At 65.7% G+C, this 12,711-nt stretch carries 13 protein-coding genes; all 13 read right to left on the bottom strand.

The window, feature by feature from the left end:
* Positions 1 to 3: 3 nt before the first annotated feature.
* The 13 genes from rplC to ACIBNA_RS00230 all read right to left on the bottom strand — a co-directional run bounded on the left by rplC (position 4) and on the right by ACIBNA_RS00230 (position 12,692).
* Positions 4 to 648, bottom strand: a complete 645-nt coding sequence (gene rplC, locus ACIBNA_RS00290; protein WP_033308969.1) for a 50S ribosomal protein L3 — start codon at positions 646 to 648, stop codon at positions 4 to 6.
* Between the two features lie 17 nt (positions 649 to 665).
* On the bottom strand, positions 666 to 974 hold the full coding sequence (rpsJ, locus tag ACIBNA_RS00285) for a 30S ribosomal protein S10 (protein ID WP_003948644.1): 309 nt from the start codon (positions 972 to 974) through the stop codon (positions 666 to 668).
* 479 nt (positions 975 to 1,453) lie between these two features.
* A complete protein-coding gene (locus tag ACIBNA_RS00280) occupies positions 1,454 to 1,924 on the bottom strand; it encodes a hypothetical protein (protein ID WP_399163063.1) in 471 nt (156 codons plus the stop codon).
* Positions 1,925 to 2,165: 241 nt separating this feature from the next.
* Positions 2,166 to 2,708 carry a barstar family protein gene (locus ACIBNA_RS00275; protein WP_399163474.1) on the bottom strand — a complete coding sequence of 181 codons (543 nt, stop codon included), beginning with the start codon at positions 2,706 to 2,708 and terminating at the stop codon, positions 2,166 to 2,168.
* A gap of 850 nt (positions 2,709 to 3,558) precedes the next feature.
* Positions 3,559 to 3,948, bottom strand: coding sequence for a hypothetical protein (locus ACIBNA_RS00270; protein ID WP_399163062.1), 390 nt, complete (start codon positions 3,946 to 3,948; stop codon positions 3,559 to 3,561).
* Positions 3,945 to 4,694 carry a hypothetical protein gene (locus ACIBNA_RS00265; RefSeq protein WP_399163061.1) on the bottom strand — a complete coding sequence of 250 codons (750 nt, stop codon included), beginning with the start codon at positions 4,692 to 4,694 and terminating at the stop codon, positions 3,945 to 3,947. The genes ACIBNA_RS00270 and ACIBNA_RS00265 overlap by 4 nt, the downstream gene beginning before the upstream one ends.
* Positions 4,695 to 4,706: 12 nt before the next feature.
* Positions 4,707 to 9,269 carry a DUF6531 domain-containing protein gene (locus ACIBNA_RS00260; protein WP_399163060.1) on the bottom strand — a complete coding sequence of 1,521 codons (4,563 nt, stop codon included), beginning with the start codon at positions 9,267 to 9,269 and terminating at the stop codon, positions 4,707 to 4,709.
* A 258-nt stretch (positions 9,270 to 9,527) separates the two neighbouring features.
* Positions 9,528 to 9,995: a hypothetical protein gene (locus ACIBNA_RS00255; RefSeq protein ID WP_399163059.1), complete on the bottom strand. Its 468-nt coding sequence runs from the start codon at positions 9,993 to 9,995 to the stop codon at positions 9,528 to 9,530.
* 11 nt (positions 9,996 to 10,006) lie between these two features.
* Positions 10,007 to 10,531, bottom strand: coding sequence for an SMI1/KNR4 family protein (locus ACIBNA_RS00250; RefSeq protein ID WP_399163058.1), 525 nt, complete (start codon positions 10,529 to 10,531; stop codon positions 10,007 to 10,009).
* Positions 10,446 to 10,940 carry a hypothetical protein gene (locus ACIBNA_RS00245; RefSeq protein WP_399163057.1) on the bottom strand — a complete coding sequence of 165 codons (495 nt, stop codon included), beginning with the start codon at positions 10,938 to 10,940 and terminating at the stop codon, positions 10,446 to 10,448. The genes ACIBNA_RS00250 and ACIBNA_RS00245 overlap by 86 nt, the downstream gene beginning before the upstream one ends.
* A 55-nt stretch (positions 10,941 to 10,995) precedes the next feature.
* Positions 10,996 to 11,448 carry a hypothetical protein gene (locus tag ACIBNA_RS00240; protein WP_399163056.1) on the bottom strand — a complete coding sequence of 151 codons (453 nt, stop codon included), beginning with the start codon at positions 11,446 to 11,448 and terminating at the stop codon, positions 10,996 to 10,998.
* 35 nt (positions 11,449 to 11,483) lie between these two features.
* Complete coding sequence (locus tag ACIBNA_RS00235) at positions 11,484 to 12,131, bottom strand: hypothetical protein (protein ID WP_399163055.1); 648 nt, start codon at positions 12,129 to 12,131, stop codon at positions 11,484 to 11,486.
* 48 nt (positions 12,132 to 12,179) lie between these two features.
* On the bottom strand, positions 12,180 to 12,692 hold the full coding sequence (locus tag ACIBNA_RS00230) for a hypothetical protein (RefSeq protein ID WP_399163054.1): 513 nt from the start codon (positions 12,690 to 12,692) through the stop codon (positions 12,180 to 12,182).
* Between the last annotated feature and the right edge of the window lie 19 nt (positions 12,693 to 12,711).

Raw genomic sequence — 12,711 nt, 5'->3', positions numbered from 1 at the left:
ACCTCAGGCCCCCTTGGCCGCGGTGCGGACCAGGACGAGGCCGCCGTTCGGACCGGGAACCGCGCCCTTGATGAGCAGCAGACCCTTCTCCGCGTCAACGGCGTGGACGGTCAGGTTCTGGGTGGTGACCCGCTCGTTGCCCATGCGACCCGCCATGCGGAGGCCCTTGAACACACGGCCCGGGGTGGCGCAGCCACCGATGGAACCGGGAGAGCGGTGCTTGCGCTGGGTGCCGTGTCCGGCGCCGAGGCCCTTGAAGTTGTGACGCTTCATGACACCGGCGAAGCCCTTGCCCTTGCTCTTGCCGGTCACGTCGACCTTGATGCCGGCCTCGAACACCTCAGCGGTGATCTCCTGGCCGAGGGTGTACTCGCTGGCGTCAGCGGTACGGATCTCGACGAGGTGGCGGCGGGGAGTGACGTCGGCCTTGGCGAAGTGGCCCTTGAGGGGCTTGTTCACCTTGCGCGGGTCGATCTCGCCGAACGCGATCTGGACGGACTCGTAGCCGTCGACGTCGTTCGTGCGGACCTGGGTGACGACGTTGGGGCCGGCCTTGACGACGGTGACCGGAACAACACGGTTGTTCGCGTCCCACACCTGCGTCATGCCGAGCTTCTCGCCCAGGATGCCCTTGATCTGCTTAGCCATCGTTCAGATCACCGGCCTCAGAGCTTGATCTCGATGTCGACACCGGCCGGGAGGTCGAGTCGCATCAGAGAGTCAACGGTCTTGGGGGTCGGGTCGAGGATGTCGATCAGGCGCTTGTGCGTGCGCATCTCGAAGTGCTCGCGCGAGTCCTTGTACTTGTGCGGCGACTTGATGACGCAGTACACGTTCTTCTCAGTGGGCAGCGGCACCGGGCCCGCGACCGACGCACCAGTACGCGTCACCGTCTCGACGATCTTCTTCGCCGAGCTGTCGATGACCTCGTGGTCGTAGGCCTTGAGCCGGATGCGGATCTTCTGTCCCGCCATGGCTACTCAGTAGTCCTGTCTCTCGTAACGCTCTGGAACCCGGTGGTTCCATGCCCTTCGTTCTCCGACCCACGCGGTCGGGCGTGTCGCACTCTCGCTGACACAGATGTCCCTTGTTCGAACATCCCTGCGGGATTGCACACGGCCCTGCCGGAACCGCGAGCCAGGGGCGGAAGGCCCACCGGGTGCCTGGCCGGTGCCGCACTGACACTTCCCGAAAGATTCCCGTACGTCCGCCCCAGCGCTGCCGTGTGGCAGTTGGGACGACGAGTACTGTGGGACTCGCTTCCGGTCCTCCCGGCGGGAGGCGCGCAGCATCAACACTCGACCGAGCAACTCGGACAGTCTGCCATACGGGGCATGGCGGACGCCAATCGAGCCGGAGAGAATACCCCGGGGGTGACGTAGGTCAAACAAGGGCTCTCACGGTCGGGCTCGTGTGCGGCGTCCCGCTCGGCCGCGACAGCTGAGATCCTCCCTCAGCGCCGCCGGCGCAGCGCCTTCCAGGCGTCACTGATCGCGTAGGTCGCCTCCAGCCGCCAGGCCTCCAGTTTGTCCCGCACCTTTGACGCGATCTTCCACCACTTGAGCCACTGCGGCAGCTGCCGGAACGGCACATGGTCGAGGGTGTCGTCGATGGCGTTCACGGCGATGCTCTTGCGGCCGGGGCCTTCCGCCCGCAGCGCGGCGTACAGCTCTGGCGTCAACGCGCCATTGAGCCGTGCCGCTGTACCGGCGGCGGTGAAAGCGAACGCGCGCTGAGCGACGTCCGGCAGCTGCGTCGCCCGGACAATCCGAGGCGACGCTTCCTCGAGCGAGCAGTTGAAGGCCAACCCGATCGCTGCTGTTCCGAGATGGTTTGCGCTCCGCTCGAAAGCGACATCCCACGCCGTCGGGTCGTCGATACCCAGTAGTCCTTCGCCGCTTTCCCAGTCCCATCTGGACGCCATGACCGGTGTTTCCTCCTCCGCCCGTCACCCGTCGCACCGGGACGGGAGCACCTTCTGCTTCTTCCTGCTGTGGACCATTCCGGCCCTGACGAGCCCGAAAGGCTTGCTCGGCCGAAGGGCCGCCGTCGACCACCTGCCGCCCGATCGCTTCGAGACGGCATTTCGGAAGCGGGATTCGATGCCCGTGCCCGTGGCTTCTCCGCGCTTGCGCAGCGCATGGCTTGGCCGGGAAGACCTGACGTCAACGCCACCCCTCGGGGCGGAGAGCGGCAGCGACGAACCTCTCGCCCGTCGTGACTGTCAGGTCAGGCTGCTCGACCCTCTGGGCGATCCTGTCGCGATCGAAAGCACGGAACTCGAAGACGAAGTGCTCGGCGATGGCCGGCCGGTCCAGGGCGAATCCATCGAGGTCCACCGCCGAATTCGCGCGGTCCGCGCCCTGGCAGAGGACGGATACGAAGAGTGGGAAGTGTTCCGCCTCCAGGAGTCGATCAGCATCGCGAATGACGCCCACGATCCCGACCCCTCCTGTCACGTCACCGCACAGGTCGTCCAGGCAGTCCACCAAAGCGTCCCAGTTCCGACCGAAATAGCCAGAAAAGCGCAAGGTCTCCGCGAACGAACGGCAGACTGCCTCCTCGGTCAGCAAGTCGCGGGAGTCGAAGTGGTAGACATGCCCGCCTGTCGCCTCCAGCTCGGACAGCTGCCGACGGAACTCCGCCTCTCTCTGCGGAACGAAGATGGCCCAGGGCTCCGCGGTCCCTCCGATATCAAAGCTCGTCATTATTGGCTGATCATCCTGCCACCAGAAGCTCCTCCAGCGCCTGGTCGTCGGCGCGGTAACCCGCCTTACCGGTCTCCGGTGCGTCTGAGTCGGGGCGAAGGATGCCCGGCAGATGGGCGCGGTGGGCTGATTTTGCTGGTCAGTCTCTACAGTGCCTCGTTCGGTAGGGCACGCCCACAGCACCGAACCCTGCCAGGAAGCGCCAGGCCGCGTCGTGGATCTCGAACTCACCGGTCTGCGGGAGGACGCCTCCCCAGGTCTCCGTGGGGACTGACCAGCCCGGGAACCAGCCGCCGGGCGCAGCACTCGGCCTGTCGCCGCAGAGACCAGCGCCGACTGACGTCCGGGCCGGTCTCCACGGTGCCCAGCGCCGCCGGAACGCATGCCTGGCCGCCGGCCCGCCAGTCCCATAGAGGAGTGACTGGGCACTCTGCACTGCCACCAAGCGGTCCAGCGCCTGGTCGGTCGTCGTGGACAGCAGTCCGCGCGGTCCCGCACGAGGTGGAGCGCCCGGTCCTCGGTGATACCCAAGAAGCCGGCGCCCTCGTCCGCCGCGCCCACGGGTAGAGGGACGCCCCCGCTCCGGACGGCCGACGAGGTGGTGATCGAGCCGGCGGGCCATCCGTACGTCACCAGGTCGCCGAACTCGGAGAGGAACCGGCGCGCGGCTTCGTGGGCGACGAAGGAGCCGCGTTCACGCAGGACCGATTCCCAGGTCTCGGTCGGCACCGAACGCCCGGGGCGCCAGCCCGCGCGGCGCAGCACTTCTTCGGTCTGCCAGGACCAGCCCCGGCCCGACCTCTGCCGAACGCTCACTCGCAGATCGTTCCGGCACCCGGCTGATGTGGCTTCACGGCCGGTCGTCCCAGGCACGTTCCCGGTCCGCGTCCCAGCGCACCCAGGGCAATGCCGTACGCCAGCCCGGTCGGCGGGCGGCCCATTCCAGCATGACAGGGATCACCAGATCGGCGCCTCCCTGGTCCGACGGCACGGTCACTTCCGCGCGATAGTGCGCGACGGCGCTTCCGTCTCGATATTCGAGCAGCAGCGTTAGATCGTCACGGAGCGCGATCTGCAGGTAGTGCTGCCCGAACTCGCCCTCCGGCACGTCGAGTCGCTCGAGCACGAGGAAGTGCCGACGCGCGTTGAGCCCGGCGAAAAGCCGCTTGATCTGCCAGTCGGAAGGGTCGTCCCAGACCTCATCGTCGGCCACGGTGACCCGCAGGCGGGGCTGCGTCATCGCAGGGACTGCTCCACGAATGACAACATGTCAGAAATGGCGAGAGCGTCCGGACCGCTGCCCTGCGTCTCTTCGGCGAGAGTCCAGGTTCGCTCCGAGTCCCACTCGATACGGAAAACGCGCCCTCGGAAGTTTTCGAACCGGACGAAACTGCCCGGCGCGCCTTCAAGTAGTTTGATCTCCCGGTACAGCGTAGTCTCCGCTGCGAGGATTCCGTCCGGGCCGTCAGTTCCCCCCTTAGTGACCGTGTTGTCGTACCAAAGCCTGAGAAACGGCACGGGTTCCCTGTTGAGATTGGCCGGCGAGAGGAACCGGATGAAACTCTCCCGTGCGTCTTCGAGTGAGTAGCGGCTCGGGTCCGCAAATTCACATGCATAGCCGGGAAAGACTGCCCATGTGACCTGCTGGAGCTCGGGCTGCTGAACTTCATGGTAGCGATGAACCCCGGGCCGTGCGGCCGCGAGGACTTCGAAGTCTCGCCCGGGGTGACGAAAGCCTTGGAGAGTGCTCAGCAGCGCACCTTTTTCCAGCAACAGCGAACTGTTTTCGCGTGCAGCCTGGAGAAGCGCACCCACCAGTTCCTGGTCGTACGTGTCGCGAGCATTCACCTGGAAGAGATGGCGCCCATCAGCACTAAGAGCTGCAGCGAAGTCCAGGCCTGGCACAGGGGACCAGTGCCAGGCATCAGGGATCCCCTCGAACTCCTCCACCCCGGGAAATGCCGAAACTACAGCAGCCGGATCCATGTTGACCTCCCCTTATGCGCCCTTGCATGAATAGTTAGGCCCGGTGTCCTGACGGTACCTGGGGGCGCGCGCACCATCCCGGCCATTGTCCGCCCGCGTCATGGGCTCCATGTCGGTCGTGTCATTATACCAAGCCTCACGTTCCGGATAATTCGTGTTGTAACCCGTCTCATTCCAGTGTTCGACAACTCGCGGATTGTGGTCATAAGTAAGGATCTTCGAATCCGCCGGAATTACTTCACCCGCATTGTTTCGCCATGTGAGCTGATCCCGTGGAATGCGGTTACCATTCTGATCGAGAGGCCAACCACCCGCTGCACGGCCCTCGTCGGTGAACCGGCTGACCATGTCCTCGTGCGTCTCGTCCCAGTACTTGTGGGGGTATTCCGAAGATCGGTTGTGGCGAGTCTCCGGGGCATCGGGATCCCGTACCCACCTTCCGTTTCCGCCGCGTGGCTGCGCCAGGCCGAGCGGATCGATGAAGCAGAACGGGTTCGGGACGTATCCGTAGTGATTCGGCTGCGGGGCAAGACCCAACGGGTCGGGGGTGAGATAGCGGCCGTTGTCGGGATCGTAGTAACGGGCGTGGTTGTAGTTCCAGCCGGTCTCGGCGTCGGCGTACTGGCCGGGGAACCGCAGTGGGCAGTCGGTCGGCGTGTCGGAGCCCACATTTGCTGGGCGTTGCTCCAGCTCTCGGCCCCACAGCTCGGTCCTGCGATGCCACGCCACGGCGCCCTCGGCGTCGACGAGTTCCGTGGGAGCTCCGACTGTGTCCGTGACCACGCCGTTGAATCGGACGCCGTCCGCCCCTCGATGTATCTGCGTCAGCGGGCGATGCGTGCCGGAAAAGTAGTCCCAAGTCGTCGCTTCTCCACAGCTGTTGATCTGCTCGGCGAGGCGCGTGCCGTCCCAGGTGAACCGCGTTTCCTCGACCACCGTGCCGTCGGCCCCCAACCGCACCTTGGCGCGGCGCCGTCCCGTGGGGTCGTAGCGGTAGCGCCAGTGGTCGCCGTCTGGCGTGACAGCAGCGGTGAGCCTGTCCTGCGCGTCCCAGGCGTAGGTGGCAACGCGCTTCTGCCCGTTCAGGAGCCGCTTGACGGCACGGACGGGCCGCCCCCGCTGGTCGTACTCGTAGCTGGTACGGCCGGATCGACGAAGCCGCGTCCCGGCGTACTCACGCGTGGTCGGCCGATCCCCCGAAGAGGGCGCGGTCGACTCTTGGATGTTACCGAGAGCGTCGTATGCGTAGTTCTCCGTCCAGTCCCGCGCGTGTACCGCTGTGACGCGGCCAACTGCGTCGAGGTCGAACCTGCGCTGTCCCGTGGTGAGTTCGCTGATTCCGGAGAGCAGACCATCCGGCCTGTAGGAGTAAGTGCGATTCTGCAGGAGCTCTCGGCCGCGGCCTCCGGTACCGCGTAGCTCCTGTCCGACCAAGTGCCCGCGCTCGTCCCAAGTCTGAGTGAGTGAGGCGAACGACCCGAACTTCCGGATCCGCTCCCGTCCGAGGGCGTCGAAACCGAAGGTGACCGTCTGCCCTCCCGCTTGCAGGGAGGCAGGGCGGCCAACAGCGTCATAGCTCCAAGTCGAGGTGATTCCGCTGGGCGTGCGGCGTGCCGTTCGACGGCCCAGCGCGTCATAGGCGTAGGTCGTCTCAGCACCGTCCAGTACCTCGCGCACCAAGCGTCCCGAGGAGTTGTAGGCACACTCCAGGGTGCTTGTGTCGCTCACCGCTCGAACCAGCCGCCCGGCCGGGTCGTAGGTGAAGCGCGACACCTGGTCGCCCGTGTGCTGTTCGACCATCCTGCCGAGTTCGTCGCGCAGGAAGATGGTCTCCTGGCCGTCGCCATCCGTACGACGAGCCAGGCGGCCGGCCGCATCGTAGGAGTAGGTGAGCGAGCGCCCTTCGAAATCAGTTTCGGCGATCAGGCGGTTGGTGGAGTCGTACAGGTACTTCCAAACCTGGCCCCGAGGGTTGATGACCTCGGTCAGGTTCACTTCGGAGTCATACGTGAACCGGTACTCGCTGCCGCTGCGGTCGATGCGGCTGGTCGGCTGGTGGAAGGGGCCGGTCTCGATGAGGGACCGCCTGCCGAGCTGGTCCGTGTGGGCGACCAGATCTCCTTCGCCGTCCCATTCCCAGCTTTCCCGGGAACCGTCGGCAGCGAGTCGCCACGCCGGCTGCCCCTCGACAGTCCACCCCATGACCTCGACCCGACCTTCGGCATCGACGACCCTCACCACGCGGCCGAAGGCGTCGCGTTCAGCGTGGGTCGTGTGTCCGAGAGCGTCGGTCTCTCGGACCGAGAGTCCGGCTGCATTGCACTCGATACGGGTCACATGACCGAGGACATCGGTGACCGCGGTGGTACGCCCTTGCTCGTCGTAGCTGTACTGGCGTGAGTTTCCCGATGGGTCGACGATCTTCAGCCTGTTTCCACACCTGTCGAAAGACTGCTCCCACAGGGCCCCGTCCGCCTCGACCAGACGAATGGGAAGATCGAGATCGTCGTACTCAGCCGTCGTTCGGAGACCATCGGGACGCGTGACGGCCACGAGGTTGCCGCGCGAGTCGTACTCAAAAGTGGTGGTATGGCCCAGCGCGTCCGTATAGGACAGCGGCCGGTTGTATCGGTCCCACTCCGTGCGAACCGCTTGGCCCGACGGATCGATCATTTCCGTACGTTGCAGGAACTCGTTGTACCGGTGGACCGTTGTGTGCCCGAGGGCATTCGTATAGCGAGTCTCGCGGGCATCGGTGTCGTAGGAAATGGCGCAGTTGAGGAAGCCCTCTGCCCCCTCACCTCGTATGCACCTGTCCTGGTCGTCGTAGGTGTAGCGATACCAGGATCCCTTGCGGTCGGTCCACGAAGTGACACGTCCCCGATCGTCATAGGTGAGCCGGTAGGGCAGGTCGCTCGAGTTGTAGATCTCGGCGAGGTGCCCGTCGGAGTTGTAGCCGTAACGCAGCAGTGTGACCCCGTCGGCTCCGGCCTGCGGGTCACGCAGTCGCAGCTGGGTGATGCGGGCGCCGTCGGTGACCACGTGCAGGTGGTAGCCGCCCGAGTGGCGTACGGCTACCGGGACACCACGCTCATCGCGGTCGATGTCTATCCGATGCCCGTTGCGGTCGGTCACTGCGGCGAGAGGGAGAGTGAAAACCTCTGCAGTGGGCGGCGGTTGGACGGTCGACGTGAAGTGACGCGTGCGCCCTGTGGCCGGGTCGGTGATGCGGATCGGGGAGCCGGGCTCGCCGTCCCAGTCGAGGGGCCAGCGGGGTCCTTCGAGTGGGACTACCGACTCCCCGGGGGCGGGGACCGGATAGAGGAGCACCATCCCGTCCTCAGCGGCAAACAGGACGCCCCCGCCGTCGAGTTCCAGTCGCTCGTCCAGTGTCGAGGCCCAGGAGGGACCGAACCACTGCCCCGAGGCGTAGGTCGACAGATGGGTGCGGCGCACGATCAGCGGCAGGAGACCTGGCAGCTCGACATCGGTGTGCTCCATCAGCATCTCGCCGGAGACCATGTCGACCGGGTCGCCACCCTTGCACCGGCCCTCCGCCGGTTTACTCTTGGCCAGGGCGTCGTCCGCCTCTCTGCGCAGACCGCTCTTGAGCCCCTTGGCCATGGCCTTGAGACCGCCCTTGCCCAGCGCCTTCATGCCCTTTGCGAGTTTGCCGAGGGTGGTCAGGCCCTTCATGCCGGGTATGCAGTCCATCGCGGCGAAAGCCACATCCAGCAACCCGGCTTGGCCTTTGGAGTACTTGTAGAGCGTGTCGGCAAGGACGACGAGTCCCGCTACCACCACGATCGCGGCCAGGATCGGCCCCCCGATGATCATCGCCACGATCCCGACGACCGCCACGACGACCTTGCACACCGCGACGATCGTGTCCCAGTTGTCGACGAACCAGTCGCCGACCTCCTCCCACCACGACCGATTCTGAATACCCGCATCCGAAGCCTCGTCGATCTTCGACTTCGCCTCACGAGCCGCCTCATCACGCATCTTGCGCGCGTCCTCGGCCATCTTCTTCGCCGCCGCCAGCGCGTCCTGCGCGTCGGAGACGTCCGACTGGGCCTTGGACTGGGCCGACTTGGCGTGCTGCACATCCCGCGTCGCCGCGCGGACCTTCGCCTCATCCGGCTTGTCCGCATCCGACTTACTGCCCGTCGGATCGTCCTTGTACTTGTCCGCCTCCTTGCCGGCCCGCGTCACCCACGAGTCCGCCGAAGTCAGACGAGACTGAGCCGTAGAGAGACTGTCCCGGGCCTCACGGCCCTTGCGCAGCGCCTTGTCCGCCAGCGACTGCGCCCGCTCCAGCTTCGGCCAGAAGTCCGCCAGCGCGTCCCCGCACATCTCGTAGGACTTCTTCAGCTTCTTGAGGTTCTTCGGGACATCCGCGAAGTCCTCCTTGAAGACATCCGCCGACTTGCCCGCCCACTCCAGAAGCGTCCCCTCCCCCGCCATGCCCTTGACCAGACGCAGCGCCTCGGAGACGTCATCGGCGAAGTCATGCAAATGCTTCGCGAGCGTGCGCACCCGCTGCGGATCACCAGGCGTCGGATCCTTGTCCAAGTCCAGGACATGCCAGTCCGAAGGCCTGTGCCCCGCCATACCGCAACCCCCGTCACGCGCACACCAACGTCAACAACCGTATGCACACGTGAACTTACAGGGCACAGTCGTTCGAGGTAAACGCGAGGTCCGACACCACGAACGGTCCCTGTGCGCGACTCGCCGCCAGGACGCGCGCTAAGAGAAACCGTCGCGCGGCATCGCAGGCCGTGAAGTGAAGCCGTATGGGCGCAGATCCAGGCTTGGAAAGGATCAGTGTCAGGAACGACGCCCGCGCCCAGCCCGCCACGCCTCCCCTACGGCGTCCACGGACCACAGCCACCAGCCCTCCAGCTTGTTCCGCACCGTCGCCTTCACCCACCGCCACTTGAACCACGGCGGCAGCTTGCGGAACGGCACGAAGCTCAGCGTGTCGTTGATGGCGTCCTCGGCCAGGCCCTTGGGCCCCTCCACGCGCAGCACCGCGTACAGCTCCGGCGTCAGCTCCCGGTTGAGTCGCGCTGCGGTACCCGCGGCAGTGAAGGCGTATCCCCGCTGCTCGGGGTGCGGCAACTGCGTCGCCCTCACGATCCGAGGCGAGGCCTCCTCCAGTGAACACTGGAGCGCCAACCCGATCGCCGCTGTACCGAGACGACTCTCACCGCGCTCCCACGCGGCATCCCACTCGGCGGGGTCGTCGATGCCCAGCAGGCCCTTGCCGTTTTCCCAGTCACGATCCGACGCCATGAGCAGTATCCCTACCGATACCAATCCTCGCCGTCGCTCTCCAACGCGCTGCGCACATAGTGCTCGAGGCTCGGCGCCACGAGAATTCTGCTGTCCGTCTCATGGTCCCAGACGAACACCTCGTGGCGCTCGGGTCGCCGGACGAAGGCGAACTGGTCTCCCTCGCCGTTGCCTCCGAAGAACATGAGCGAATCGAACTCCCTGTACAGGGACTTGTACTGTTCGTCGTTGCGAAACGCGAGATTGTCGCCGAGGATCCGCTCGGCAGACCAGATGACGTCGGTGCCGTATTCATCGGCCAGCCCATTGATCTCGAGAAGAAAGGCGCGGAGGTCACCCGGGAGCGGCTGGCACAGGACCGATTCGATGCGGTCGAGGGCACCGGGGTCTACGGGGTCACGGGGTTCCGCCGAGGGGAACGCTTCGACGAGCTCGCGCCACATACACCCGTCACCCGGGCGGCCCTCGCCATATACCTTGAACGCTTTCTTGAAGGACTGCGGGCTTGAGTCGTCCACCGGGTTGTCCATGTCCATCAGGGGGGAGGTTGATCTCGACCACGGAGATCTGCCGCTCGACGTGGTGAGCATTCCACTCCTCGACTGCGCGGAAAGAGCGCGACGCCGCGAAATAGGCGGGTTGAATGTGCGCGTATGCGGCCTGGACTTTCCAGTCTCCCTGGGCGTCCCTGGTCATGGGCCTGCCGGGCGGCACGATGATGAGGTTGTGCCAGCCGTCGCCCCGCCGGTTCTCCAGGATCTGTGCCTCTTCGGCGCCAGGGCGTCCGCCGTACCGTTCGGGGGCGAAGACTCCGGCCATGAGTACTGCGTCGACCGGAGTCTCGGCCCGCAGTCCCTGCTGGCAGATGGCGTCTCCGCAGTCCTCGAAGACGCGCTGCCACCTGTCCAGCGTGTCGGTCTTCCGCGAGGTGATCACCAGGCGCACAGCGGCGGATTCCCTGCTCAAGGAATCGGCATGCCAGGGCCCGCCTCCACTGTCATCACACCCTGTGGAGAAAGTCCCTGACCTCATCGACTGTCGTCTGCCACTCGGAGATTTCATGTCCCTCTTCCGCAACCGTGGATCGAGGTTCGACGAAGCGCCAGGGCTCGTCGGGATCGAAATCCTCATCGAGCCCTTCGAGGAAAATGATCGAATCCTGAACGTAGACGAGGTCCTGTGACCTGTAGAGGGGCCAGCAGAAAACGAAGTTGCTGGTCGACGGATCAGTGATGGATGAAATGAGGCAGGAGGTAGCGTCATCCCTGCGTTCCAGAACTCTCAGGGCCTGGGACCAGCTGGCCCGGTACTTCTCCACACTCCAGTAAGTCAGGTCCATGGGAAAGCTCTCTTCGAATTCCCGTACCGTGATACGGCCAACGGCGCCACCACCGGCCTCGCTTCCGGCCGGCGGCGAAACCGAGACCACCCGGATGGAGAAGGCGTCACTCATCGACAATGTCCCGCCCTTCCTCATGAAGAGGAAGGTCAGCCCGTGAAGCGGAACGTCGACGTGATCGCGTCGAAGATGTCGAAGAAGGAGTCCGCGAGGTCGAGAACCTGGCTGCTGCCGGCGACCAGGGCCACCTTGCCATCCTGGCCCGGCACGGGGATGTACGTCTGCATCAGCACAGCCCGGATCGTGCGGTTGAGCGCGTCGCCGGGTACGGCGATGTCCTCGATGCCGTACGTCCGCGCCGCCGGGCCGACTCCGGGGATGTCGACGGTCGTCACCTTCCGCCAGGAGTCCCCCTCCCTCTTGGCCTCCTTGACCGCGAGCTGACTCGCGATGACGGACGGGTCGTTCGACAGCGGCTCACCGCGCTCGTTGCGGCCGCCCACCAGGGAAACGGTCACCGAGCCCGTGATCGGCGTGTCCCCGCCGAAGCTCTCCGCCATGCAGCCGCAGTACATCGCGCCCGACTTCCAGGCGTCCGCCGCGGCCTTCTTGAGGAAGTCGACGTACGTGTCGCGGTACTGCTCCAACTCCGGCCGCTGCCGCACCCGTTCGTTCACCATCCGCCGGATCGAGTCGTCCCGCGACTCCGGCCGTACGTCGAACTCCCACCACGACTCCGGCACCTTGATCCGGAAACCGCCCCTCTCGACGGTCAGTGCCTCCATGTAGCGGGCCATGACGCCGGCCTCCCCGTTCGCTCGATCACTCGTGCGCACATCGTGCCACTACTCCTCCAGCGTCCAGAACGGTGAGTCCTTCGGCGGGGCCGGTCGCACAGGGAGCGTGCTGAAGTCGATGTCCGCGTCGGCGAGTGGGTCTCCGACCGGAAGGCGGTGTCGGTGATCCGGGTAGTAGGTCCCGTACGCCCAGTACTCCGGCGGTTCGTGGCCCATCAACTCCACACCCCAGGCGGCCGACTCCCGCGTCCCGTACAACGCGTTGATCCTCGCAACCGCCTCCGCCCGGGAGATACCGATCCGCTCCACCAGCACGTCCGCCATCTCACGGAAGTACGCGAGCATCTCCTCGTCGAGCGGAAGCACGAACTCCGTGCCCGTCGTGCCGGCCGTGGGACACGCCCCGTACTCGACGAGCCAGCGCAGGCGCCTGACTTCCGCCACCAGTCGCGGCACCGCTTCCCTGGCCCTGGCGGCGAATACGGGGTCCGGGGTCGCGGCTGCACACAGTCCCTCGATCGCGTCCAGGTCGAGGTCGTCGTGGTCCGGTTCTGAAGTCATGCTCCAGTGTTACGGCCCG

Origin of the sequence: Streptomyces sp. NPDC050164 (assembly GCF_044459945.1) — a bacterium.
GTDB classification, from domain to species: domain Bacteria; phylum Actinomycetota; class Actinomycetes; order Streptomycetales; family Streptomycetaceae; genus Streptomyces; species Streptomyces coeruleorubidus_A.
This window is presented reverse-complemented; position numbering and strand designations above follow the sequence as displayed.

Excerpts from the sequence above, each read along its gene's own strand:
- ACIBNA_RS00275 (WP_399163474.1), bottom strand. The coding sequence starts at position 2,708 with ATGACGAGCTTTGATATCGGAGGGACCGCGGAGCCCTGGGCCATCTTC.
- rplC (WP_033308969.1), bottom strand. The coding sequence starts at position 648 with ATGGCTAAGCAGATCAAGGGCATCCTGGGCGAGAAGCTCGGCATGACG.
- ACIBNA_RS00235 (WP_399163055.1), bottom strand. The coding sequence starts at position 12,131 with ATGGCCCGCTACATGGAGGCACTGACCGTCGAGAGGGGCGGTTTCCGG.
- ACIBNA_RS00280 (WP_399163063.1), bottom strand. The coding sequence starts at position 1,924 with ATGGCGTCCAGATGGGACTGGGAAAGCGGCGAAGGACTACTGGGTATC.
- ACIBNA_RS00250 (WP_399163058.1), bottom strand. The coding sequence starts at position 10,531 with ATGGACATGGACAACCCGGTGGACGACTCAAGCCCGCAGTCCTTCAAG.
- ACIBNA_RS00240 (WP_399163056.1), bottom strand. The coding sequence starts at position 11,448 with ATGAGTGACGCCTTCTCCATCCGGGTGGTCTCGGTTTCGCCGCCGGCC.
- ACIBNA_RS00255 (WP_399163059.1), bottom strand. The coding sequence starts at position 9,995 with ATGGCGTCGGATCGTGACTGGGAAAACGGCAAGGGCCTGCTGGGCATC.
- ACIBNA_RS00230 (WP_399163054.1), bottom strand. The coding sequence starts at position 12,692 with ATGACTTCAGAACCGGACCACGACGACCTCGACCTGGACGCGATCGAG.
- ACIBNA_RS00265 (WP_399163061.1), bottom strand. The coding sequence starts at position 4,694 with ATGGATCCGGCTGCTGTAGTTTCGGCATTTCCCGGGGTGGAGGAGTTC.
- rpsJ (WP_003948644.1), bottom strand. The coding sequence starts at position 974 with ATGGCGGGACAGAAGATCCGCATCCGGCTCAAGGCCTACGACCACGAG.
- ACIBNA_RS00270 (WP_399163062.1), bottom strand. The coding sequence starts at position 3,948 with ATGACGCAGCCCCGCCTGCGGGTCACCGTGGCCGACGATGAGGTCTGG.